Source organism: Psychrobacter sp. DM8 (assembly GCF_051307025.1).
Taxonomy (GTDB): Bacteria; Pseudomonadota; Gammaproteobacteria; order Pseudomonadales; family Moraxellaceae; genus Psychrobacter.
Map to the genome: position 1 here is coordinate 2,346,925 of NZ_CP195538.1, position 24,473 is coordinate 2,371,397.

Genomic DNA, 24,473 nt, shown 5'->3' on the forward strand with positions numbered 1-24,473 from the left:
CAAAAATACTTACTTAAGATACAAATCGTTCGCTGCCAAATCTAGAGCTATCTGACCGACATTCCCTGCACCTTGAGTGATAAGCATATCGCCTGCTTTTAGCAGCCTTTGCATAACAGGCGCTAAATTATCCTTGTCCACAACCGTCGGCTCAATCTCCCCGCGCAGGCGAATGCTGCGAGCAAGTGATTTGGTATCAGCACCTGCAATCGGGCTCTCCCCTGCTGAATAAACCTCTAATAATAATAGCTCATCAACCGATGACAACACATCGACAAAATCATCGTAGCAGTCACGCGTACGACTATAGCGGTGCGGCTGAAATAGCATAACTAAACGGCGTTCAGGGAAGCTTTGGCGAGCGGCTTTTATGGTCGCATCAACCTCTTTTGGATGATGACCATAATCGTCTATCAAGATGACATCACCGCCCTCAACGCTGACTGAAGCATGCTGCTCAAAGCGGCGACCGACTCCTGCAAATTTTTGTAATGCGCGCTTAATGGCCTCATCATCCACGCCTTCATCGGTAGCCATGGTAATCGCGGCGAGCGCATTATATACGTTGTGCGTACCAGGGATATTGAGCGTTAAACGCAAAGGTTCGTTGTCACGGCGCAAAACCGTAAAGTGAGTTTTAGTACCTTCAACAACCAAATCGACAGCTTGCACATCGTTAAATGGTTCAAGACCAAAGGTCAGAACAGGACGTCCGATGTCATCAATCATCGCATACAGTTCAGGGTCGTCACCGCAAACGACTGCTAAGCCATAAAACGGCATGTTTTGTAAGAACTGAATGTAGGCGGCTTTTAATTTATCAAAACTGTTTTCATACGTTTCCATATGATCTTGGTCGATGTTGGTTACGATAGCCGCCATCGGATGCAAAGATAAAAAGGAGGCATCAGATTCATCCGCTTCAGCGACCAAATAGCGACTGCTACCGAGTGCTGCATTCTTGCCTGAAGCATTGAGCTTACCGCCGATAACATACGTTGGATCTAATTTTCCTTCTGCTAGCATCATAGTAAGCAAGCTAGTCGTCGTGGTTTTGCCATGAGCGCCTGCTACTGCAATGCCGTGACGATAACGCATCAGCTCGCCTAACATATCGGCGCGGCGTACGACAGGCAGACGTGCTTTTAGCGCCGCTTTGATCTCAGGATTGCTACGATCTATCGCGGAGGACACCACGATAACATCGGCATTAGCGATGTTTTTGGAGTCATGACCGATAAATAGCTCTATACCGATATCTTGTAAACGCTTAGTCACAGGGCTTTGAGCAATATCAGAGCCACTGACTTGATAGCCTTGATTGCTCATGACTTCAGCGATACCGCACATGCCTGAACCGCCAATACCCACAAAATGCAAATGCTGAATACGGCGCATCTCTGGAATTTCAATCAAGCGTTTGGGTAGTACTTTGGTCGATGTCGGCATAGATCCCTCTTATAATGCGCTCGTGAATAAAAATAAAAGTAGTCCGTAGAATGATAACTACAACGTCTTAAAGTGCTTGCCAAATGATATCGGTCACGTGCGCGCTGGCACTACGATTAGCTAGCGCATGACCTTTTTGCGCCATGTTTAAGCAAGCTTGCCTATCAAGTACCGCAAGCTCATCGCTCAAGCGCTGCGCAGTGAGCTCGCTTTGCGGTAATAAAATCGCTGCGCCCTGTGAAGTCAAGGTTTTGGCATTGGCTGTCTGATGATCATCAACCGCATGCGGTAGCGGCACAAATATAGCGGCGATACCGACATTTTGAATCTCAGTGACTGTCAGCGCGCCCGCTCGGCAAACGACCACATCGGCCCAATCATAAGCCGCTGCCATATCGTCGATAAATGGCTGCACGGTATACTGATGGACACTTAGATCTTCACGCTTATAGGCTGCAACAGTCGCAGATTCGTTATTGCGCCCGCATTGATGGCGCACCTCAAATGGACTCTCTAACAGTGCGAGTGCTTTTGGTACGTTTTCATTGAGCACTTGTGCGCCTAGTGAGCCGCCAACGATAAGCAAGCGTAGCGCTGATTTATCGCTAATGTCATAACGAGCCGACGGCGCTGCAACCCCAGTGATGGTCTGACGTACTGGATTGCCCACAGTGACAATCTTGCTATCGCTTTGACTACCAGCAAACGTATTATCAAACGCTTGGAGTACTTTAATAGCTATTTTGGATAAGTAGCGATTACTCATGCCCGCTATCGCATTTTGCTCATGAATAATCAGCGGCGTGCCTGTCATACGCGCGGCAATGCCGCCAGGCGCACTGACATAACCGCCAAACCCAACTACGATATCGATCTGATTGCTTTTGATAATTCTGATCGTCGCCATCGTCGCTGATAGTAGTGTTACTGGCAGCTTTAATAGTCGACCAACCCCTTTACCGCGCAGTCCTTGCATATCAATGGCATGGAAGGTATAACCTGTAGGCTTAACCAACCCATTTTCCATACCACTTGGCGTACCAAGCCAATGAATTACCGCGCCGCGCTGAGTCAACTCTTCAGCGACCGCAAGTGCTGGGAATACATGCCCGCCAGTACCAGCAGCCATCATCAGTATATGCGGTGTTTTCATGAGACGACCTATGTAATTCTATGAATGGATAAAATTTTTAAAACAGTCTAACCTAAAGCACAAAGTAACCACACCTTAGGTCATAAAGCTCGCTAGTATAAAACAAATCATTCTCTAACCGATACTGTTTTTAATAGCGTTTTTAATAGCTTGATCGCCCTATTTAGGCACCTAATTTATAATACTAGTATTTTTCTTATTTTAAACCAGAGTGTGTTATAAAAGCGGTCAAAGAATGATAAAACTCCTAAATGAGAAGTCACAAACGTTTTAAAACGTGAGTTTTGCCCAAAAATGACACGCCTTTGTAGCCACGCAGTTTAAGAGTGTCGCCCTCAAGCTTGGCTTTGCCAGAAAAAGTGATTCCTGTCTTTGGGTCGATACCTGTGCCGTTATCGTAGACATTAGGATTACTCGCATCTGGCTCCAGATCCCAAATAAGAGTAGCGCCAACCAAAGGTTTGTTGTGGTACTTACCTTTGCATTCGTCGCACTTGGTCTTGTTTTCAGGATTGATCAGCACCTTTTCGACCTTGGCTGAGAGCTTGCCGCCGCGCTCTACAAAACGCAGCACTGCGTTGGGTTTACCGTCTTTATTGAAGTTGACCCATTTGGTGTTGTTCAGCTGGTCTGTTGCATTAGCACTAAAGGCTACTAGCATGCTAGCGCTCAGTAAAAATGACTTTATAAATTTAGCCATGGGCAATTCCTATTCTCTATAGTGTCATGACAGCATCGACTGGTATCGTATAACCGACTTATTTGCTATCGAGCGTATGCTCAATTGCTATGATAAAGTCAGTTGCGATGTCAGTACCGCACTGATCGTCAATCTCGCGTACGCATGTTGGACTGGTGACGTTAATCTCAGTAATGCGTCCGCCAATTAAGTCGAGTCCAACGAACATCAGCCCCTTTTCTTTGACAATGGGTGCGACCACTTCTGCCACCTGACGCTCGATATCGGTGAGTGCCATAGCCACACCGCTGCCGCCTGCGGCTAGATTGCCACGGGTCTCGCCTTTGGTTGGAATGCGCGCCAAGCTAAAATCAACAACAACGCCATCGACGATCAACACGCGCTTATCACCCTCAACAATCTCTGGCAAATAACGCTGCGCCATAATAGGCAAAGTCTCAAGCTCGGTTAAAATCTCTAAGGTTACACCGATGTTAGGGCTGTCAGCGGTCAAACGAAAAATACCCGTGCCGCCCATACCATCTAGCGGCTTGACGATAACATCTTGTTGATCGCTAATAAACTCACGGATGTGCGCCTGTTTGCTCGTGACTATCGTTGGGCTCATATAATCGCTAAACCAAGTGGCAAATAGTTTCTCATTACAGTCGCGAATCGCTTGTGGGTCATTGACGACCAATACGTCAGCCGCTTTGGCATGATCGAGCATATAGGTGGCATAAATAAAGCGCATATCAAACGGCGGATCTTTACGCATTAATATCACATCATAAGCGCTGACAGGTGCTGTCGATTTGTCGCCTAGAGTATAAAAATTCTCAGGATCGCGGTGGACACTGACTGGCTGCGAATCTATCATCAGCGCGCCGCGATCAAGCCATAAATCATGAATCTGGCAATAGCCCAGGGTGTGACCACGGTCTTGCGCCGACCACATCATGGCTAAGGTGGTGTCCTTTTTATAATTAACCCGCTCAATGGGATCCATAATAACTAGTATATGTAATGATTTTTTGTCACTCATGATAGGGCTCACTTTTGTATTACTATTGATATAACGAGACAGTCGCTCATAATAGAAGCACTAAACGCCATATTGCTCACGGTATTGCTGCATTTTTGCCAGTTGAGTCGCGTCTTTGTTTTGACTATTATCATCGGCTAGGTATTCGATTAAATTATCGATATCGACAAGCGCAAGTACGGGCACTTGCAGGTTGGCCGCCAGCTCCTGAATCGCTGAGCGCTCGCTCTGACCTTTCTCTTTTCGATCTAAGGCGACGATAATGCCCGCCACACTTGCCCCTGCTTGCTCTAATATCTCAACGACTTCGCGCATCGCTGTGCCTGCGGTAATTACATCATCGAGCACCCACACCGCCTTGCCATTGACATCAGCGCCAACTAGATTGCCGCCCTCACCGTGAGTTTTGGTCTCTTTGCGGTTATAACCCCATTTGGCATTGATACCATGATGCTGCCATAGAGCTTGTGCGGTGGCAGCTACAAAAGGTATGCCCTTGTAAGCGGCACCAAAGATAACCAGCTCTTGCTCCTTGTTGCCATTATCTCCAGCAGTAGCTAGGGCATCCGCGTAACCACGCGCCAATAACGACAACATCTCTCCTGTCGCCAGCAAACCTGCATTAAAAAAGTAAGGACTAACCCGTCCAGACTTTAAGACAAACTCACCAAACTTAAGGACTTGATTGTCCAAAGCCAGTTGAATAAAAGCTTGTGATGAGAAAGAAGCAGGTTGTGCGTTTGACATGAAGCATTCCTATAAACGATGTAGTTGAAAAGATGAATCGGTAAAAAGATAAAGCGGTAACGAGGCTAAGCGATTTTATGAGTTATTGGCTTGACCAGCCATTAATGTAATAATCATCCATATTAGGATAACGCGTGAGCAAACGACAGCGCGATGACAGATTGAAATAGCAATCGCCCGTATCAGAGACTTGAATATCCCATCCCAAATAGTGCGCAGCCACTATGATATGCCCTGCAAACAAACGTATTTGACGGTATTGATGCCGCTGCATAGGTGCAAGCGACAGCTGGCTGAGCAAGTAACTGCGCACATAATTGCAGATTTGTTCAACGCTATAGCTTTGGTTGACGCTTTTGCGCGTCGTGCACTGTTTTAGAGCGTGAACTGCTACGCTACAGGCCATGACATCTGTTGCCAAGTTGCCCGCACCCATTTCAAACTGCTGCGGCTGCAAAATCACTTGCCAATCCTCAGCGTATAAACTGTTCAATAATTCGTCGGGATCGTACTGATTGTTTGTACTTTTATGATGTTGTAAGACTTTTTTATCTGGTGATTGAAGGCTTTTTGATGCTGATAAAGGCTTATCATCTGCTATAAAACCATAGCGATTCAATTTAGGATAACGACTCATTGTTCGCCTAATATCTGCCATATCGAGCAAAACCATGTGCTCAAGCGAGGATAATAGTGGCTGCTCACTGTAATTATGATAAAAGCTGTCAGGCAGCGCGATAAGCTCAGCCGCTTCAAGCAGGGCCAAATGCTCAGCGAACGCCTCAGAACCAATGAGTCGCCACTTAGATAGTGCCCTCTCGTTTGGCGCAAAAAACCGTACAGATTTACCGTATAGACGGCGTAATTGGCTATTAATCTGGCGCGTGGGCTCTGGAATATCGTTAAGCGGACGCGCAGGATCGAGCGGCGTTTGCTTGGGATCAAAATTAGGATGCACGATTGCAGGTTGCTCGCTATCTGGTAAGGAGGATTTCTCAGCGCTATCTTCAAGGCCCTCACCTAACTCTGACAATAAGAGGTTAGATAAGTGATTGTCAGACATAAATGGCTGGGTCATAACGTCTCCACAGACTTAAAATAAAATTAACTACTATAAAACTAACTACTACCAGTAAACACTTAAAATCTTTTATTATTGCGATCCTTCATGATGCAAAATATCACGGTAGCCTACCTGCCAATCAGGATAATCAAGCCATGCTAACGGAATGTTGCTATGTAGGCGCTTCCCCGTAACTGCCGTTTTACTCTTATCGATAGCAGGCGGTGTCTCCCCTACTTGCTCACTTAGCCAAACGCTTAATTCAAACGTCGTCACGGGTCTATAGTCAGTCGCAATATACAAAGGCTTTGGCGCATCACAAGTCAATACCTTGGTAATAATAGTCACCAGATCGCGATCCATAATGCGATTACTCCAGTGCTGCGCTGCTACTGATTCTTTTTGTGGCTCGCGCACTTTACGCAGTCGCATAAGCCGCTCGCGTCCATAGATACCGCTTGGGCGAATGATAATGGCGCGAGCATCAAAGCCTTGTTGCAATACTTGTTCTGCTTGCAAAATAACCTTTGAGGCATCGCGCTCAGGCGTAATCGGCGCGGTCGTGTCATCCACCCATTCGCCACTATCTTGTCCATAGACGCCTGTTGAGGAGATAAAAACTATGCGCGAAAGCTTGTGCAGTTGGTCTGCTAAGCTTGCCAAGTGTCGATTAATCGCCAAATAGCTACCCTCATAACCGCTGGTAGAATATTCATCGGGGGTTACGATAATGGCAATATGAGTAAAATCTTGCAACTGCTCAGCGCTAAGTGTCAACGCATTGGTTTGCATAAACTTTGCATTGTCGTCCAAATCATAGCGCTCACGTTCACTGCGAGCAAGGCCAGTGACTGATAATCCATCATAAGCGAGCTTATTGGTTACAGGCAGTCCGATATCGCCTTGACCGATGATCAGTATATGTGGCGTACTCATAATGAATCCTTTGATTTCACACTTACAATAAAAACAGAGTTATCTACTTTAACAATAAACGCTAAAAATACCGTCTGTATGCCAGTTTGATATCGTCATTAGCATCGACGCGATCTTGCCAGTCATAACTGGCGTCAAGTCGTAATGCTTGGGTGCGGTCAATATCATATTGCATCCCTAGCGTCGTTATCGGTTGCCAATAGTGACCTTTAGTATCAGGCGCGCTCGTGTCGCCATGATACCAATAAGGTAGCTCTAGTTGTGCCTGCGCACGTAACTGATTGTTAATCTGATAGTGACAGCCAGCGTTCACGCCTGCGCCAACCCGAAAACCTTTGCTTAGACCACGTCCGCCCTGAGCGGTTCCTGATAACAAAGCATAGCACAGCTGCGGCGGCATCTCGCCAGTACCTGATCTTGGGATGCCAAACGCCCATGACCAGCCTGTCTCGTAGCCGACACTGCCCACCAGATGATCGCGCCCTTCAACTTGTGAGCCATCATCGACGCGCGTCGCCTCAACGTTGACGCCCCACGTTTTGCCCCTTTGTGCACTGTTGACTGGGTTAAACGAGCGTCCGCGCAGGATTGTGATATTCTCTAGCACCACATTATCAGGCTCATTGTCGTTACTGTCCGTATCGTAAAAACGCACGGTAGCAGCTAGGGCTTCTAAATTAAAAAACTGCGAAAATCCCATGGTGCGATCTAGCATGTCATGAAAGCCTGCGCGCACGCCAACATCGATATAGCCGTTGTCACCGCGCTGACCGATACCTATTTGAGCCATTTGGAAGGGATGGCGATCTGTGGGGTTATTATTTGAGGCAACAATGCCATGATCTACGATGGTTTTGCCATCTGCTGATATGCTCGATGCCGCATTGCGCTCGGCGGATTTGATCGCTTGCGCATCGTTTTTACTTAATGATATATAACCAAGTTCGGCCGCTGCTTTGGCTTTGTTCAGCTCAGCTTGACGCACGGTACTATCAGATGGCGTAAAACGGGCATCTGCTAGTAAGTCCTCATTGTTTAACAGTTGTACCACATCAGAGGGAATGACCACGTAAGGCAATTGACTAAGCAGGTTTTGCTGAGGGCGCACCACATCAATTAAACGCAGAATCTCAGAGGCGCAGTTGTCGGTGGTAAAATAATAAGGAATATCTAAATCTTTGGTCTCCCAAACGTGCAAGATAATCTGCTGTACTTCAGCAGGCGTCAAATCAAGCTGATAAGTCCACGCATCGCGCTCATCGTCCTTGAGATACTTAGCTAGCTTTTCGTGATAAGGGTCAATCTCAATTCTGTTATTGTAGCCACCACTCGTTGATTTGATAGCGTAAATGGCAAAAGCATCGTCAGGGTCGCCATCGACGGTATCGTTAAGGGCATAAGCATGATGTATCAGGTTAGGATTTGCCGCGCTTATTGGCGAGTCGATACGCAGCAAGGTATGAGCAAAAGCGGAAATCGGATTATCGAGATACTCTTCAGCAAACATAATTGATAGCTGTTCGGGGTTTAGCATTTTCATCCAAGAGGCAAGCTCTGGGCAGTCCGCTTGCAAGCGCGCACCATCAATGCCTAGAGTATCTGTGAGCCACTGCGTACGTGCAGGAAAACGGCAAACCGCTGCGTTATTGCTAGAGTTTGAGGTTTGAGACAATGTGGTTTGAGATGATGTGGCTTTCGGTACTGTCATTTGATTAGCAAATGCGATAAGCATCGCATCAAGTTCAGCGCCAGCATCAGATTGTCCATTGGCACTCAAAAAGAAATCTGGATTATCGATTAGGCTCTTAGGCGCGCCTTTATTCAATATCGATTTTTTGTCATCTAAAAAATACAGTAGTCGTCGCCACGTTGTATGCTCAGCTAAATTATCCGCCTCAACTTGTTTGCGCCACTTAGATAATAGCTGCTGGGCTTGTGGCGTATTTGCTGCAATATTTTGTCCGCCCTTAGCACTATTATCTTGCACCGTACTAGCTGCTAAGTCTACTACAGTCGTTTTTGGCGTTGCTGCATCAAGTGATGCTGAGTTAGGCGCTAAGGCACCTGTCGTTACCAATGACAAAGGCGTTGGCAGGACCGCTTGCGCAGGCGCACAGAGTAGACTGGCGATAGTCAGGGGTAAAAGTGCTCGCAGGCTTACGCCTTTTGACGGAGTCTTTTTTGCAGTATGGCTTTTATTTGTAGCGGTTGAATAAGAGAACATAAGGCAGCATCTCGCGTTTTTGTGCTAATAGCTAGCAAGCAATTTGAGGTTATAGAAGATTGTGACTAAAATCTGTTGGCTTAAAGCTTACATTAGCGCCGTAATAATATTTCAATACGCTTCATAATATTGTATATGATATACCAGAATTAAAAGCGCTGTTTGTTATCGTGTTTTTAGTCGCCAAATAATTGAGAGCATCATGTCTACATCTATCACAAATATCAAAGATCATCGCTTATTGTCAGCCACTTGGCTTGCCTCGCCCAATTTCAATGAGCGTCCCAAGGGCAAAAACGGTAGCATGAGTGTTGACACTATCGTCATCCACAATATCAGCTTACCACCTGATGAGTTTGGTGGCTGCGATAGTGATGGTCTGCACTACGTCAAAGCCCTATTTACCAACCAACTTGACTGGAGTGCGCATCCGTACTTTAAAAGTATCGAAGGCGCAGAAGTATCCGCGCACCTGCTAATAGAGCGCGATGGCAGGGTCACCCAATTTGTCCCCTTTGATAAGCGCGCGTGGCATGCAGGCAAGTCCAGCTATTTGGGACGACCTGAATGCAATGATTATAGCATTGGTATTGAGCTTGAAGGCTCAGATTTTCAGGCCTTTACTGATGAGCAATATATCGCTCTTACCGATATTATCACTGCCATTTATCACGCGTATCCTAAAACGCGCCGACATCTAACGGGTCATAGCGATATCGCACCAGGACGCAAGAGTGATCCGGGTGAATATTTTGACTGGATGCGCTTGCGTCAGATGATCAATCAAAACAGCGAGCGATAAAGAGCACTCTGCATTCCACAAGCAATTCATTTATCTATGTTATGAAAATGCTATAATCCGTCAGTTTTTTGGCAATCTGTTTTTGATTTTTGATAATAGCAACTGGGCAGAATAATCCTCATGGCAAAAAGTCGCTTGTTTCGTTCGACCATGGTGGTCAGTAGCATGACCATGTTATCGCGTATATTAGGTTTAGTGCGCGATATCGTACTCTTAGGAGTCTTTGGCGCAGGCGGTCTAATGGATGCCTTTTTGGTCGCCTTTAAAATACCGAACTTTTTGCGTCGTCTATTTGCTGAAGGCGCCTTTAGTCAGGCTTTTGTGCCAGTATTATCCGAGTACAAAGAAAAATACAATCTTCAGCAAGTACAGATTTTGGTTAGCCGTACCTCAGGCGCGTTATTGCTGATTTTGTCAATGTTGACCGTGGTCGTGATTTTGCTGGCGCCTTGGGTTGTGACTTTGTTTGCGCCAGGATTTGCCGATCAGCCCGATAAGTTTGCGATTACCGCAGAATTGTTACGCCTCACCTTCCCTTATCTGTTATTTATATCCATGACCGCGTTTGCTAGTGGCATTTTGCAAAGCTATGGACGTTTTGCCGCGCCAGCTTTTGCGCCGGTATTATTAAACTTGTGTATGATAGGCGCCGCCCTTATCTTTGCACCGATGTTTGATACGCCAATTATGGCGCTCGGTTACGCCGTCGCTATCGCAGGTCTATTACAGTTTTTGATTCAACTGCCGCAGCTATGGCAACAAAAACTATTGGTCGCGCCCAAAGTTGACTTTGGGCATGAAGGCGTCAAGCGCATATTGAAATTAATGCTTCCTGCTATCTTTGGCGTCTCTGTCACTCAGATTAACCTGCTACTAAATACGGTATTTGCCTCCTTGATGATTGGCGGCTCGGTCTCGTGGCTGTATGCCGCTGAGCGTATGAGTGAGCTACCGTTGGGTCTTATCGGCGTCGCCATTGGTACGGTTATTTTGCCAAGTTTGTCTAGAAGTGAGGCGCAAAAGGACGATATCACCTTTAAAAAGACCATAGATTGGGCTGCCAGATTGATCATCGTTGTCGGCTTGCCTGCTGCGGCCGCGCTGTTTATTCTCTCAGATGTGCTGATGCAAGCGCTGTTTTTGCGTGGGGAATTTACCTTACGTGATTCGCAAATGAGCGGACTTGCGCTGCGTAGTATGGCAGGCGGCATCTTAGGGTTTATGCTGATAAAAATATTTGCGCCCGCGTTTTTTGCCCGTCAAGATATCAAGACCCCAGTGCGCATCGGTATCGTTTCAGTCTTTGCCAACATGATATTTAGTGCTTTGTTTATCGGTATATTTTATCTATTAGAGATTCCATTGCATGGCGGGCTAGCTTTAGCCACCACAGGGGCCGCTTTTGTCAATGCAGGCTTGCTCTATTACTTCTTGCAAAAACGCGATATCTTTCGTTTTGATAGCCACTGGAAAAAGCTTTTTGCGCAGTTTATCGTCTCAACGGTAGCTATGATTGCCGTCCTCTATATCTTGCTCCCCTACTTTCCAACGGATTCTGCGCAGTGGCAGCGAATCGTGGCGCTACTTATCATGTGTGTGGTCGGTGCCTTAGTTTATGCAATTGTACTGCTCGCTACCGGCTTTCGCCCGCGTCAGCTCAAGCATGGCTAGTTGTAGTTGTAATTGATTAAAGCATTAAACAGCCGCTTTACCAAATAGGCACAAGGTGAAATCAATCACTGACTGCTAATTGTAATGATAGTTGCCATAATTGGTTTTAAATGAAGTGAAAGATTTGAGGTGTGCAATGAAATCAGATACAGCCCAATTCGTAAAACTGCAGCGACTACCCTACGCGCTTATGCTAAGTAGTAGTCTTATTTTGAGTGCCTGTAGTAACAGTAATCCTGATAATATAGCGATCGACACTGATGATGTACCTGTCGTGGTTGATGATGCTGTGACTACAGATAACGCTGTACTAGAAGACAATCGACCAGCTGATATGGCTACTACCAGCGATCAAACGAGTATGCCAAGTCCTAGTGCTATTCCTGCGCCGCCTTTAGCTGATCAGCCAAGTATAGTAACCAACATGACCGAGCCCAATAGTCCAGAAGATGCGGTCAAACAAGCGCTCAATACTCTATACTATGGCGATGTTGAGGACGCGGTAGGATACTATCAGGTGGATATGGCAAACTTTGAACAAGAGCTTGCCAATACCCAAAGCGCGTTTCAGCAAACTGTAGATAGCGTGACTATTACAGATACTCAGTATAGTGAAGACGACACTGTGGCTACTATCGAAGGCGAGCTAATGCTTAAGGGTCAAAGCGAGCCTGCGCCGCTCACTTATCAGCTCAAAAAAGTGAACGGTCAATGGAAAATTTTGGGCTAAATACAGCGCCAAATATTGAACTAATAAATTAGATTTTGCGAGCGTTATCAGGATTAATAGCTAAACCTAGCATAACGACATCAGCGATAAACCCGTCCATATCACAAACCTTTGGCATATAGCCCCACTGCTCAAAGCCAAGCTTGTAAAACAAACCAAGACTTGGCAGGTTATGAGCAAAGATAAGCGCAACAATGTTTGCGATACCCAGACTGGGCGCTTGCGCGATCATATACCGTGCAAGCTTATCACCCAGACCTTGTCTATGATAGTTTTTGTGCAGATAGATACTAATCTCACTACTGATATGATAAGCGGTGCGCGCGTACAAATCACTAAAACTACCCCAAGCGACAATCGGTGACTTATCTTTGCTATTATCCTGAAGACAAGTATGGAGGGCGCGAACCACATATATGGGGCGCGTTTGATTATCAAGATGCTCAGCAAACCAAGCAGCGCGCTCAGTAGTCGTTACTGGTGCTAGATTTGCAGTTGCCTGTTTGCTTGCAATGCTTTGATTATAAATATCTAAAATAGCAGGCAAATCATGCAAGTTGGCACGTTCTACGGTAAATTTTTCATCAAGCATTTTGTTATTATCAATACGCATAACGGTTCTCATATAATCTGCTGGAATATCTGGTTTTGAGTGTGAGAGGGCTTATTTTACTTTATAATGGCAAGCCTTGAACACAACTAGCGCGCAAGCCTTGTGTTTTTAATGCATTCCTTTTATGTTAGCGATAGCTACAGCGATAAACGATGATTTATGAAAACCTATTTTCTTGAGCAACTGATTGCGCCGCCTTATATAACTGATGACCAAATCACCAGTACCCTTGATGCCTGCGTGTTGACCATAGGTAATTTTGATGGGGTCCACTTGGGTCATCAAGCGATGCTGGCTCAAGTACGTGCGTTAGCCGATGCAGAACACCTAAGCGCTGCGGTGATGATATTTGAGCCGCAGCCACGTGAATTTTTTGCGCCTAAGTCTGCGCCTGCACGTTTGACGACGCTAGCTGAAAAGCAAGTTTTGCTCGCTGAGCATGGTGTCGATACTTTAATTGTTGCCAACTTCGATAGTGATTTTCGTGCTTTGTCAGCCACCGCCTTTGCCAATCTATTAGCCAAGCGCCTCAATGTCAAAGCGCTAGTACTTGGAGATGACTCTCGCTTTGGGCATGATCGCACGGGTGATAGTCAGTTCTTGCGTGATTATGGGCTGCCCGTGACCAATCTACACACGATTGCTGACGACATTGATGAGACAGCTAGCCGGCGTATCAGTTCAACGCGTATCCGTGAGCTACTGCTAGCAGGTGATATCGAGGCGGCGAATCAATTATTGGGCCGAGACTATACCATTACAGGTGAGGTCGTGGGCGGCGATCAGATTGGTCGTACTATGAGTTTTCCAACAGCCAATATTGAGCTATCACGCCTAAAACCCGCTTTGCATGGTATCTTGGCCGTCGATGTGGTTTGTCTCGATGACAAAGGCAATATTGTACCCAATGGCTTGAGCAAACTGGCGGTCGATGAGCAGGTAGGAGTCGCCGGCATGCGCGCGCATAGCTTATTTGGTACCGCGAATGTCGGTACTAGGCCTTCTGTCGATAAAGGTGATAATTGGCGCTTAGAGGTGCACTTTCCGCAGTTTAAAGCCGACTTATATGGCAAGACACTACAAGTGCGTTTTTTGCATTTTTTGCATGGTGAAAAAGATTACGAGAGTATCGAGGCGTTAAAGGCAGGTATTCATCAAGATGTTGCTGATTTGTTAAAGTGGCGACAAGCCCAATTGATATGACGCAAAGCCTATGGCATAAAAAACCCACTAACATAAAGGTAGTGGGTTTTTTATGCCGTAAAGATTAAGCATCTGGATGCATGCGCACGTTTAGATCATCAATGACTTCGACCCAAGCGGCGTCTTTTTTCCATTCTTCTTGTAAAAATGCCCGCTGAGAGTCACTCCAAACATCCGCTTTAATAAGCTCTTCTTCTTTTGCTAGTTGATTGTTTTGGATAAAACTATCAATAGCTTCATCTGAGCTCTCAAGTCCCAGTTGTGCAAATAAATCATTCATAGTGTAATCTGGTTCGCCTAACATCTGCTCTCTCCCTTTGTATGACTCAATAATATGACTCAATTATTTTTGTATTAGCCTAAAATTCTACTCTAAGCTTTTTTAGTTTGAAACTTTATTGTAGCAAGCCCTCGGCGAAAAACTGTAATGGCTCGTTAACACTTATGTTAATGCTAGTCAGCAAATAGATACTTGAGCATAAAAAAACCCTCTGCTAGTGAGAGGGTTTTTGTATACTACCATAAGCTTATGGTAGTAGGTGTGATACCGCGTCACGCTCTTCGCTAAGCTCTTGCTCAGTTGCCGCCATTTTCTCTTTTGAGAAATCTGATGAGACGTCTAAACCTTCAACGATAGACCAGTCACCATTTGTGCAAGTGCAAGGGAACGAGTAGATGAGACCTTCGGCAATGCCATACTCACCATTTGAATATACGCCCATAGAGACCCAATCGTTCTCATCTGTACCCATCGCCCAAGTACGCATATGAGCAATAGCCGCATTCGCAGCAGAAGCAGCAGAAGAGGCACCGCGAGCTTTAATGATTGCCGCGCCGCGTTGCTGTACGTTTGGAATATAAGTACCTTCGTACCAGTCGCGATCGACTAAATCAAGCGCAGGCTTGCCATTTACGGTACAAGCGGTTAGATCTGGATACTGAGTTGATGAGTGATTGCCCCAAATCGTCATCTTTTTGATGTCATTAACTGTGCTATCTGTTTGCTCAGCTAATTGTGCCATAGCACGATTATGATCTAGGCGCGTCATTGCGGTAAAGTTACGTGGATCTAAATCTGGTGCATTACGCTGAGCGATAACCGCATTGGTATTAGCAGGGTTGCCGACGACCAAGACTTTGACATCACGGCTAGCCACGTCATTTAATGCTTTGCCTTGTGCTGAGAAAATAGCCGCATTGGCTTCTAATAAGTCTTTACGCTCCATGCCTGGGCCACGTGGACGCGCGCCTACTAGCAATGCATAATCGATGTCTTTGAAGGCAACTGTGGCATCATCAGTCTGTACGATATCGGCAAGTAATGGAAAAGCACAATCCTCTAGCTCCATGACCACACCCTTTAGCGCGTCAAGTGCTGGCGTAATCTCAAGCAATTGCAAGATAACAGGCTGATCTGGGCCTAGCATCTCACCTGATGCGATACGAAATAGCATGGCATAACTGATATTACCAGCAGCGCCAGTGACGGCAACACGAATAGGTTGTTTCATAGAATACTCCCTCATTGATTATAAAATATGGTCACGACAACTAATGAATGTCTCAAACGTGGGCTAGTGTAGCACTTCGCTCAATAAGACGTCTAGATAAGATAAGACAGGAGTTCAAAATTTTATTGTTACATTTTATACGCATGAACTAATTACCGCCTGAAATAATAAAATTACCGCCACAAGTGTTGATAGGATTGCTACATTTACTAAAACTGCTACCGGTGTAGCAGATATGAATGTCAGTTAAGATAGACTGGCGACGACTACCCTCTTGGCAGATTAGATCGATGTTTGATAAGCGCATGCCTTTGTTCAAGCGCGTCATTTGCCGCAAAAAACGCGACTTTGAAACGGTATAACTGTTACCTGTGGTCAGCTCACTTGGCAGTTTTAGATCGCCTGCATAGTTGGTAATCAGGCGAAAATAGCTATTAGCGCTTATTGGCCCGCAAGCACCATAGTGCTGCCAAGTCTGATTGCGCACCGTGGTATCGGGCATGATGCGGTTAACGACTTTTAGTTGCAGTGGCGTCAAACGCGGTTCACTACTGCTGCCACAGCTAGCACCGTAACCTAAATTGAGACCTGATACCGTTAATGAATACCCCTCCAAACATTGACGCATACGTGCACGCGTTGGCTGGATTTTGCATAGCGCTGGCGTCATCTCAATCATAAGTACGCGCTGACCTGACTGCGTCACGCTTGCAGCATTTACAGAAGTACTGATAGTTGCTTGAATTAATAAAACCCCAAGTATACTTATAGCGCTCTGACATAAGCGGTAACGTAAAGAATGCAGCGGACTTGATATAGAGACTTTTGGATTGAGCTTGGTTTTAGGATGCACACGCATCAAAGTAGATAACTGGTATCCACTTAAGAGTGTAGATGCGTTTAAATATTTTTTTATCATAGTTAATAGAGCAGTATCAGTAATTAGGTTGTCAGTCAGCGCTTAGACAATCTCACAACAAACATGGACGGAGACTAAATCAATGGTAGCAAAACGCTTTTTTTAATATATAGCACAAACGTAAACGACTCCTATCATCTAAAAAAATATGATAAATATCAAAACGATGTATCAAGCTTATAAAACAACCTGCTTACAATTTTTTGAAAATCCCCTTAACACCTTATCAAAGGATTTTGGCGTATGTAGAGTGTTAAAAAGCCGCTGGCACTGTACCCATACGCTGAGTAATAGGCTGGGTGCGACCGAGTAGACTGCTATAGATAGTGGCGTTTTCCATCACATGCTTAACGTAATTGCGCGTCTCAGGAAAGGCAATGCTCTCAACGTACTGATCGGCAGCAAGCGAGCCATAAACAGGCTGCCAGCGCTTAGCGTTATTAGGGCCTGCGTTGTACCCTGCGGTTGCAAGGACAGGCTGGTAATTGAGTTTGCCCAAGATATCGCCCATGTACCACGTCCCGTAGCGAATATTGGTATCGCCACTGTTGGCGCGGCTAGCGCTATAAGTCTCGCCTAAATTGCGTGCAATGTACTTGGCGGTATCAGGCATGACCTGCATCAAACCACTAGCACCAACGTTGGAGCGTGCTGAGGTCACAAAACGGCTCTCTTGACGCATAATGCCGTAAGCCCACGCAGGATCAATGCCAGCCTCCCTGCTGTAACGTACAACGGCGCTTTGATGCGGCATCGGATGCGATAGCGCTACGCTACTCACTTGCTGAGTGTTGTCAGCAGCATAAATGGCACGATCCAGCCAGCCCATATCATGCGCTTGACGAGCCGCGGCTATGATTAGATTATCATCACGATTATCGCGTGCCTGTTTGACCGCCCAATTCCATTCGCGGTTAGCATACGCACGGCTAGCATCGGCATTATAAAGCGCAAAGGCACGAGCAAAGTTGGGGTCTTGCATCACGCGCGTACGGTCGCTACTACTAACATTTGGCAAACTGCTACCACCTAGGCGCGTAATATCAAAACGCTGACCGACCTTATCTTTTGCCATCAGACCGTAATACTCATTACTACTTGCAAGGTTTTGGTACATCTGTTTGGCAAGAGCGCGTTTGCCCGCGTCGCTTGATTGCTCATACGCACGCGCCAGCCAATACTGCCACTGCTCAGACTTTTGCGTCTCGCTATCCATGCGTGAGATAGCGGCAATGACATCATCCCAGCGACTAAAGCGAATAGCTGCCATCGCATAGTCTTCGGCTTCTTCAAAGTTAAAATCATCATCTAAGCTATTGCGGAACCAATCTACCGCCTCACTATTAAAGCCATCATCGGTATTGTGATTCATACGCTTGACACCGATGATACGGTAAGCATAGCGGCGCGTGTCATCATTCAGGAGCTTTGAGGCGCGCTGATTATCTTGTTTGACATCAAACTCTAATTGCATAGCCGCTTCGCGATAAGACTTATCAGCCAGACGGCCTAGCGCATATAGATAGAGATACTGATTAGTTTGGCTTGCAGACTCGCGACCAAAACGACCAAAGAAAGCGGAGGGATTGAGCTGAATTTCACTCAATGATGAGTACGGAATAGGCGTACCAAGGCGCGATGACAGCGCCATAATATCACCAGTCTTGCCAACACGTAGCATACGTTTGAGACGCGCCGCGCGATCCTGATTGCTAATTAGCGCGTTATTATTCATCTCCATCGCCAGCTGATCGCACAGTGCTGGCTGCTTTTTGGTGGTCAGCCACACGTCAGATTTGGCCGCCATGGCGCGCATAGTATCGCCACCATTATTAAACCCAAGCGCTACCGCGCAGCGCTCAGAACTATCAGCATTGGTAATTAGGTTAGCCACTTGTCGCACAGACGCGTAGTCGTTGGAGCCCGCCTTGGTCTCTGCATAGTCCGCAACCAGCTTTTCTGCCATGACCGTATCTGGATATTGACGGACGAACTGTGATATTGCTGCAGAACTTTGCGAATTTAGGTCTAGATTCATGCGCCAATAAGTGGGATACATGGCAAAGATGCCACCGCTCATCATTTGCTCATAATTGTAGAGTGCGCTGGTATCGCCGCGATTTTCTGCTTGCGCCGCTGCATTGAAATAATCAATGCTGTTGTCAGGTCTATAAGCATCCGTTTGATAATTGCCGCTTGATTGCATACTATCGCCCTCGCCCCAAGTCAGCTCAGCACAAGCCACCTGCGATAGCCCCAGCGCACTTATTGCCGTCGCTATGCTTAGCACGCTAAATCGTAGCGAGCCGGTCTCTAGACATTTAGAGATTGCAGTTATTAGTTTTTTGTTGTTAGACTTTTTTTGGTGCATAGGGCGGTTTGGCTTTGTCATACTGGCTCTCTATATTGGGTCTGCATCAAATGGTATCTGCACAAATGCAGGGGTGGCGATTGGGTTTCGCTCAGATTCAGGTTTTCATCATACTATAGTCAAAGCACTTTCAACCACAGCCTTTACCTTTTGTTAATAAATAGGACAGTGGCGCGTAACACAGCTGTGATAATAAGCGTAAATGAAGGAAGCTATCGATGACAATAGCGCTAAGCGATTGATACTGCTATAAATAGCTTATTATTATAGTCACTGAATATGCTTGCTTACTTTTCACTTTGATAGTGGGTTGTGATAAAATACGCCGTCTATTGTTTTGGTAGACTCTTAGAATCGGCTACCTCGCTATATTTTGCGCAATCATGGACTTTTCCTTATGAGTGTTACTGTATTTAATCCCCGTATCAATGACGTCGCGGCCAAATCCACCCTTTTGGTTGCAGCTGATGAGTCAAGCTCAGTTGCAGCACCTGTAACGACTGATGGGAATAAAGGCGTGAGCAAAAAGGTATTCATCGCCACTCAAGGCTGTCAGATGAATGTCTATGATTCTGACAAAATGCTTGATGTACTTGGCGACTCACATGGTATGGAAGTTACTCATAATATTGATGACGCCGACGTGCTCCTGATGAATACCTGCTCTATTCGCGAAAAAGCGCAAGAAAAGGTGTTCTCAGAGCTTGGACGCTGGCGCAAACTCAAAGAAAAACGTCCCGATTTGGTCATTGGTGTTGGCGGCTGCGTGGCCTCACAAGAGGGCGATAATATCCAAAAGCGTGCGCCATATGTCGATATGGTATTTGGCCCGCAAACCTTGCATCGCCTGCCAGAGCTGTACGATCAATCCAACGAGCAGCGTGATATCGCTCCCAAAAATCGTATTGGAACGATAGATATCTCCTTTCCCAGTATTGAGAAGTTTGACTTTTTGCCTGAGCCAAAAGTTGATGGCTACAAGGCCTTCGTCTCTATTATGGAGGGCTGCTCAAAGTATTGCTCATTTTGCGTGGTGCCATATACGCGCGGCGAAGAGCTATCACGCCCACTTGATGATGTACTAGCAGAAATCGACAGCTTAGCTGAGCAAGGCGTGCGCGAGATCAATCTATTAGGTCAAAACGTCAACGGCTATCGCGGCGAAAAAGACGATGGCAGTATTTGCCGCTTCGCAGAACTGTTGCACTACGTCTCACATGTCGATGGTGTGGAGCGTATTCGTTACACCACTAGCCACCCATTAGAATTCACCGATGACATTATCGATGCTTACGCGCAGTTGCCAGAGCTGGTCTCACATTTGCATTTGCCAGTACAAAGCGGTTCAAACGCTATACTTGCCGCGATGAAGCGTAACCATACCATTGATGTTTATATTAATCAGATCAATAAGCTTAAAGCGGTGCGTCCCGATATTCATCTGTCTAGCGACTTTATTATCGGCTTCCCTGGCGAGAGCGATCAGGATTTTCAGGATACGCTCAATCTTGCTAAAGAGCTCAACTTTGATCATTCGTACAGCTTTATTTATTCTAAGCGTCCGGGCACGCCAGCGGCAGAGCTACCTGATGATGTGAGCTTTAGCACTAAAAAAGCGCGCTTGGCAGAATTTCAAAAGGTCATAATCGACTCGACGCTCGCCAAGTCCCATGAAATGGTCGGAACGACGACTCGCGTACTCGTTGAGCAAGTTGCCAATCGTCATCCTGACTGCTTAATCGGTACGGCGGATAACACCCGTACGGTAATGTTTAAATATGATGTCGATAAAATGGACGAGCTACTGGGTAAAATCGTTAGCGTGAAAGTGACTGATTTTGTCAGCCCGCATATGGTTAAAGGTGAGCTGGTTGAAGTTTTGGCTTAGGTTAATCTGGTTTGTATTGTAGGGTGCTTTTTAAGCACCAGTTAAACTTAACGGTGCGTGGAACGCACCCTACGACGGTTCATCGTTAAGTTAAAATTTAGATATGTAGGTTGGTGTGGAGCTTGCGACACCCAACGATTTAAACAAGAAAAGCCGTTTGCTATCAATAGTGAACGGCTTTTTTTGCGAGTAAGCATGAGTCCTTTTATGAGTGATGTCTTTTAGACCACAAAAGGACTAGCCACTTCAATCAATAAAGCCAGAGCAATCAAAATAAATATTACCCCGCAAATACGATTGAGCCAAGCCAAGCGATTGCCAACCTCAAGCCAGCCTGCCAACTGTTTACCGCCGATGGTATAGATAATTTGCCAAATCGTTTCGCTCAAAAAGAAGCCTAATGTTAGCAAGATATATTGCGACCAGAGCGGCGCTGCAAAATCGATAAATTTTGGAAAAAAGGCGGCAAAGAATAAAATCGCTTTAGGATTAGATAGCGACACCCAGACGCCAATACGAAACAGACGCCAATCACTGACACCCCTCTTTTGCGTGCTCGCTATATCAGCGCTCATCTGTTTTGCGTCTGCTACCAAGCCATCACTTTCGCCCGTATCGCGCCATGTGACGGCCCCTAAATAGATGAGATACAGCGCCCCGATAATTTTGATAATATCAAGCAGCCAAGGCGACTGACGGCTGATGACATCGAGTCCCAGTAAGGTTGAGAGCAGCAGGATAAATAAGCCCAGACTTAACCCTGCTAGCGTCCAAAGGGTGCGCTTAACGCCATAGTTCAGCCCATACTGAAACGCCAGTAGCATATTGGGTCCTGGCGTCGCTGAGATAAAAAACGTGGTGATAAAAAATACGGTAAATAGATGCCAAGACATCAGTAACCCCTACGTTTGAATTAAAATACAAATTCAATATTTAGTCTGTAAAACGACAAAACACCGCCCATAAGACGGTGTGTATTGTGCTTAACTTTTTTAGATTTTAGCTTATGAGATGGCAGTACAGCTGTCTAATAACTTCATTAAGAACCCATCACAGCGCGCAATTTCGCTAAGCTCAACGAACTCGTCAGCTTTATGCGCCTGCTCAATGCTACCTGGGCCGCAAATAATCGTTGGAATACCGCTATTGGTGAACTGCCCGCCTTCGGTCGCATAAGCGACTTTATGACGGGTATCATCACCTGTGAGCGCGGCGATTAGCGCTTGTAGCTCGCCATTATCACTATCGGTCATTGCCGGCACGCCCTCTTTTTGTGTCAACTCTATACCCGTACTCACATCGCGCTCCTGCATTTGCGCACTCAGCTCAGCTATTTTTGCTTTGATAGGCGCAATCACGTCCTCTTGGGTCATGTGCGGCAAGTTGCGATAGTCAAAAGTAAACTCGCATAGATTCGGTACAATGTTAGTTGCCGTACCGCCCTTTATCGTGCCAACAGATAAGGTAGAATATGGCACATCAAATACAGGGTCATTATCATCACGATGGCTTATCTGCTCTGCTAATTCATCAACATAGCCAACCAAACGGCTGGCATAGCTGATCGCATTGACGCCTTGATTGGTTAAGGAAGAATGCGCCGACTTGCCATGCACGCGGCAACGATAGACGGCGATGCCCTTATGCGCTGTCACCATCGTCATCAGAGTTGGCTCACCGACGATACAATAATCAGGCGTGATGCCGCGCGTCTTTAGATCCGCTAAGATCAGCGGCGCGCCCAAACAGCCCACTTCTTCATCAAAGGATAGCGCCAGATGCAGCGGACGTTTAAGCTGACCTGCATTCGATAATTTTACTGCTTTTGGCAATAACGCTAAGCTGCAGGCGATAAAGCCTTTCATATCACAAGCGCCGCGACCATAAAGCTTATCGCCGCGAATGACCGCTTTAAACGGATCAGACGTCCAGTCTTGACCATCGACGGGCACGACATCAGTATGACCTGAGAGCACAAGACCGCCATCGACAATATCAGCCAGCTTGCCTGCGGGCACAGTGACAAATAGATTGGCTTTATTCTTAGCTTCATTAAAAGTTAAATCGACGCTTAAGCCTAGCTGCTTGCAGTATCCTTGTAAATCTTCTATCAGTGCCAAGTTTGAGTGCCGACTAACGGTGTCAAAGCCAATCAGACGGCTAAGCCAATCCAAACTTTGTACAGGATATACAGTACTAGAATACTGAGTACTGTTTTCTTGAGTACTAGGATCTTGAGTTACGGACATAAGACATCCTTATTTATATAAAATTAGCCTTGTTTAACGAAGCGCTGTTGCAAGGATTTGATCTCATCATCTAGGCCTGCTACTGGCCCTTCAATTGCAATGTCAGGCGCAACTTCTTTGATGGACAAGGTGTTTATAGACAGAGGCGACTCTACGCCCATATCCGCCATCCACTCGCCCAATTGCTTAGCTGAGCTGATATAGACGATACGCCCAAGGCCTGCTAGTCCGTGCGCCGCTGAGCACATCGCGCAGTGCTCGCCTGAGGTATAAACGGTAGCTGTTGCTCGCGCAGTCTCACTCATATTTTGCGCCGCCCAGCGTGCAAGCGCAATCTCAGGATGGTAAGTGGCATCAACGCTGTTGATACGATTACGATCCTCTTGCAGCACTTGCCCATCACTATCAACGAGCACGCTACCAAAGGGCGCATCGCCTGCTTCTAGTGCCTCTGATGCCAACTCAACGCAGCGGCGCAGATGTATTTTATCCTGATCACTTATCATCATGACTCCTTGTCTTTAGCGTTATCACTATTATTTATGATGGATTATCTTGATTCATAATATCGATAACAGGCGGCATGGGCTTCGCGCGTTTTTCTTCAGCTTGACGCTCTTTGGTCGTCTTTGCATCAATAGCCAATCCTGATATCAGCGCCAAATCTTTGACCGCTTTGCGCTTACGCGTGGCAAAGCTGATGGGCACCATACGAGCGAACTCATAAAGCTCTAAATAGGACTCCTCACCGCCGTCAAACTCATCATCCATCTCTAAGCGAATCGCCCCAATTTTTGCCAGATAAGTGAGCATCTCTTTTTCATCGCTACTGATCTGACAATCAGTGATACCAAAACCAGTCATAAAGCCATTTGACCACTGTTTCAAAGCCATTACGCGCTCGTACAAATCGTGTTCGTCATCAGGTACTAGCGGCGTAAAGCCGTAGGCATCGTCTTTGTCTTTGAGTACAAATACCGTGTCCTCGGCTTCCTCAGTCAGTAGTGTCAGCGCCTCAGTAGGCAACGGCGCAAAGCTTAACTCCTCAAGGACACTAGCCCAACCTGCTGCGTCGGGCGCATAGCAAGCAGTCATAAGACCTGTCATCAACCCATGCAGCTCGCTGATAGTCACATCACTCCAGTCTTCAATGGCAGCAGACCAGGTGTTCCATCCTGAAATATTATCATTCATAAACAATCCTATTATAAGAAGTGAGC

Annotated in this window: 22 protein-coding genes; 5 read left to right on the forward strand and 17 right to left on the reverse strand. The window is 46.2% G+C overall.

Going from position 1 to position 24,473, the window contains the following annotated elements:
- Window positions 1-9: 9 nt before the first annotated feature.
- The 8 genes from murC to ACR64J_RS10060 form a co-directional block, all read right to left on the reverse strand.
- Entirely contained in the window at window positions 10-1,449 is a 1,440-nt protein-coding gene (gene murC, locus ACR64J_RS10025; RefSeq protein ID WP_435949548.1) for a UDP-N-acetylmuramate--L-alanine ligase, read from the reverse strand.
- Window positions 1,450-1,516: 67 nt separating this feature from the next.
- Window positions 1,517-2,602 carry an undecaprenyldiphospho-muramoylpentapeptide beta-N-acetylglucosaminyltransferase gene (gene murG, locus ACR64J_RS10030; protein WP_317199117.1) on the reverse strand — a complete coding sequence of 362 codons (1,086 nt, stop codon included), beginning with the start codon at window positions 2,600-2,602 and terminating at the stop codon, window positions 1,517-1,519.
- 259 nt (window positions 2,603-2,861) lie between these two features.
- Window positions 2,862-3,302, reverse strand: a complete 441-nt coding sequence (locus ACR64J_RS10035) for a DUF2147 domain-containing protein (RefSeq protein ID WP_435949549.1) — start codon at window positions 3,300-3,302, stop codon at window positions 2,862-2,864.
- Between the two features lie 58 nt (window positions 3,303-3,360).
- Complete coding sequence (gshB, locus tag ACR64J_RS10040) at window positions 3,361-4,326, reverse strand: glutathione synthase (protein WP_435949551.1); 966 nt, start codon at window positions 4,324-4,326, stop codon at window positions 3,361-3,363.
- 60 nt (window positions 4,327-4,386) lie between these two features.
- Window positions 4,387-5,073 carry an orotate phosphoribosyltransferase gene (pyrE, locus tag ACR64J_RS10045; RefSeq protein ID WP_435949553.1) on the reverse strand — a complete coding sequence of 229 codons (687 nt, stop codon included), beginning with the start codon at window positions 5,071-5,073 and terminating at the stop codon, window positions 4,387-4,389.
- Between the two features lie 82 nt (window positions 5,074-5,155).
- On the reverse strand, window positions 5,156-6,151 hold the full coding sequence (locus ACR64J_RS10050) for a hypothetical protein (RefSeq protein ID WP_435949555.1): 996 nt from the start codon (window positions 6,149-6,151) through the stop codon (window positions 5,156-5,158).
- 75 nt (window positions 6,152-6,226) lie between these two features.
- Window positions 6,227-7,072, reverse strand: coding sequence for an SDR family oxidoreductase (locus tag ACR64J_RS10055; protein WP_435949557.1), 846 nt, complete (start codon window positions 7,070-7,072; stop codon window positions 6,227-6,229).
- 61 nt (window positions 7,073-7,133) lie between these two features.
- Window positions 7,134-9,296, reverse strand: a complete 2,163-nt coding sequence (locus ACR64J_RS10060) for an Lnb N-terminal periplasmic domain-containing protein (protein WP_435949558.1) — start codon at window positions 9,294-9,296, stop codon at window positions 7,134-7,136.
- A gap of 202 nt (window positions 9,297-9,498) precedes the next feature.
- Between ACR64J_RS10060 and ampD the strand changes: the two genes are divergently transcribed.
- From ampD to ACR64J_RS10075, 3 genes are all read left to right on the forward strand, one after another.
- Complete coding sequence (gene ampD / locus ACR64J_RS10065; protein WP_435949559.1) at window positions 9,499-10,098, forward strand: 1,6-anhydro-N-acetylmuramyl-L-alanine amidase AmpD; 600 nt, start codon at window positions 9,499-9,501, stop codon at window positions 10,096-10,098.
- A gap of 120 nt (window positions 10,099-10,218) precedes the next feature.
- The gene (gene murJ / locus ACR64J_RS10070; RefSeq protein ID WP_435949560.1) at window positions 10,219-11,769 is read left to right on the forward strand and encodes a murein biosynthesis integral membrane protein MurJ; all 1,551 of its coding nucleotides are present in this window, start codon (window positions 10,219-10,221) and stop codon (window positions 11,767-11,769) included.
- Between the two features lie 136 nt (window positions 11,770-11,905).
- Window positions 11,906-12,499, forward strand: coding sequence for a hypothetical protein (locus ACR64J_RS10075; RefSeq protein WP_435949561.1), 594 nt, complete (start codon window positions 11,906-11,908; stop codon window positions 12,497-12,499).
- Window positions 12,500-12,527: 28 nt separating this feature from the next.
- On the opposite strand, the gene ACR64J_RS10080 is transcribed toward ACR64J_RS10075, so the two are convergent.
- The gene (locus ACR64J_RS10080) at window positions 12,528-13,112 is read right to left on the reverse strand and encodes an N-acetyltransferase family protein (RefSeq protein ID WP_435949562.1); all 585 of its coding nucleotides are present in this window, start codon (window positions 13,110-13,112) and stop codon (window positions 12,528-12,530) included.
- Window positions 13,113-13,271: 159 nt separating this feature from the next.
- On the opposite strand from ACR64J_RS10080, the gene ribF reads away from it, so the two are divergent.
- Window positions 13,272-14,315, forward strand: coding sequence for a riboflavin biosynthesis protein RibF (ribF, locus tag ACR64J_RS10085; RefSeq protein WP_435949563.1), 1,044 nt, complete (start codon window positions 13,272-13,274; stop codon window positions 14,313-14,315).
- A 64-nt stretch (window positions 14,316-14,379) separates the two neighbouring features.
- On the opposite strand, the gene ACR64J_RS10090 is transcribed toward ribF, so the two are convergent.
- From ACR64J_RS10090 to ACR64J_RS10105, 4 genes are all read right to left on the reverse strand, one after another.
- On the reverse strand, window positions 14,380-14,619 hold the full coding sequence (locus tag ACR64J_RS10090) for a DUF2789 family protein (RefSeq protein ID WP_317199129.1): 240 nt from the start codon (window positions 14,617-14,619) through the stop codon (window positions 14,380-14,382).
- A 223-nt stretch (window positions 14,620-14,842) separates the two neighbouring features.
- Window positions 14,843-15,826, reverse strand: coding sequence for a malate dehydrogenase (locus tag ACR64J_RS10095; RefSeq protein ID WP_317199130.1), 984 nt, complete (start codon window positions 15,824-15,826; stop codon window positions 14,843-14,845).
- Between the two features lie 148 nt (window positions 15,827-15,974).
- Window positions 15,975-16,685, reverse strand: a complete 711-nt coding sequence (locus ACR64J_RS10100; RefSeq protein WP_317199274.1) for a hypothetical protein — start codon at window positions 16,683-16,685, stop codon at window positions 15,975-15,977.
- Window positions 16,686-16,998: 313 nt separating this feature from the next.
- Window positions 16,999-19,137 carry a transglycosylase SLT domain-containing protein gene (locus tag ACR64J_RS10105; protein ID WP_435949564.1) on the reverse strand — a complete coding sequence of 713 codons (2,139 nt, stop codon included), beginning with the start codon at window positions 19,135-19,137 and terminating at the stop codon, window positions 16,999-17,001.
- 376 nt (window positions 19,138-19,513) lie between these two features.
- Between ACR64J_RS10105 and miaB the strand changes: the two genes are divergently transcribed.
- Window positions 19,514-21,004 (forward strand): tRNA (N6-isopentenyl adenosine(37)-C2)-methylthiotransferase MiaB, encoded by a 1,491-nt coding sequence (gene miaB / locus ACR64J_RS10110; protein ID WP_317199132.1) that lies wholly within the window; start codon window positions 19,514-19,516, stop codon window positions 21,002-21,004.
- A gap of 221 nt (window positions 21,005-21,225) precedes the next feature.
- On the opposite strand, the gene ACR64J_RS10115 is transcribed toward miaB, so the two are convergent.
- From ACR64J_RS10115 to ACR64J_RS10130, 4 genes are all read right to left on the reverse strand, one after another.
- Window positions 21,226-21,897: a LysE family translocator gene (locus ACR64J_RS10115; protein WP_317199133.1), complete on the reverse strand. Its 672-nt coding sequence runs from the start codon at window positions 21,895-21,897 to the stop codon at window positions 21,226-21,228.
- 111 nt (window positions 21,898-22,008) lie between these two features.
- Window positions 22,009-23,253, reverse strand: coding sequence for an acetylornithine deacetylase (gene argE, locus ACR64J_RS10120; RefSeq protein WP_435949566.1), 1,245 nt, complete (start codon window positions 23,251-23,253; stop codon window positions 22,009-22,011).
- 23 nt (window positions 23,254-23,276) lie between these two features.
- Window positions 23,277-23,762 carry a nucleoside deaminase gene (locus ACR64J_RS10125; protein WP_317199135.1) on the reverse strand — a complete coding sequence of 162 codons (486 nt, stop codon included), beginning with the start codon at window positions 23,760-23,762 and terminating at the stop codon, window positions 23,277-23,279.
- Window positions 23,763-23,793: 31 nt separating this feature from the next.
- Window positions 23,794-24,447, reverse strand: coding sequence for a UPF0149 family protein (locus ACR64J_RS10130; protein WP_435949567.1), 654 nt, complete (start codon window positions 24,445-24,447; stop codon window positions 23,794-23,796).
- Between the last annotated feature and the right edge of the window lie 26 nt (window positions 24,448-24,473).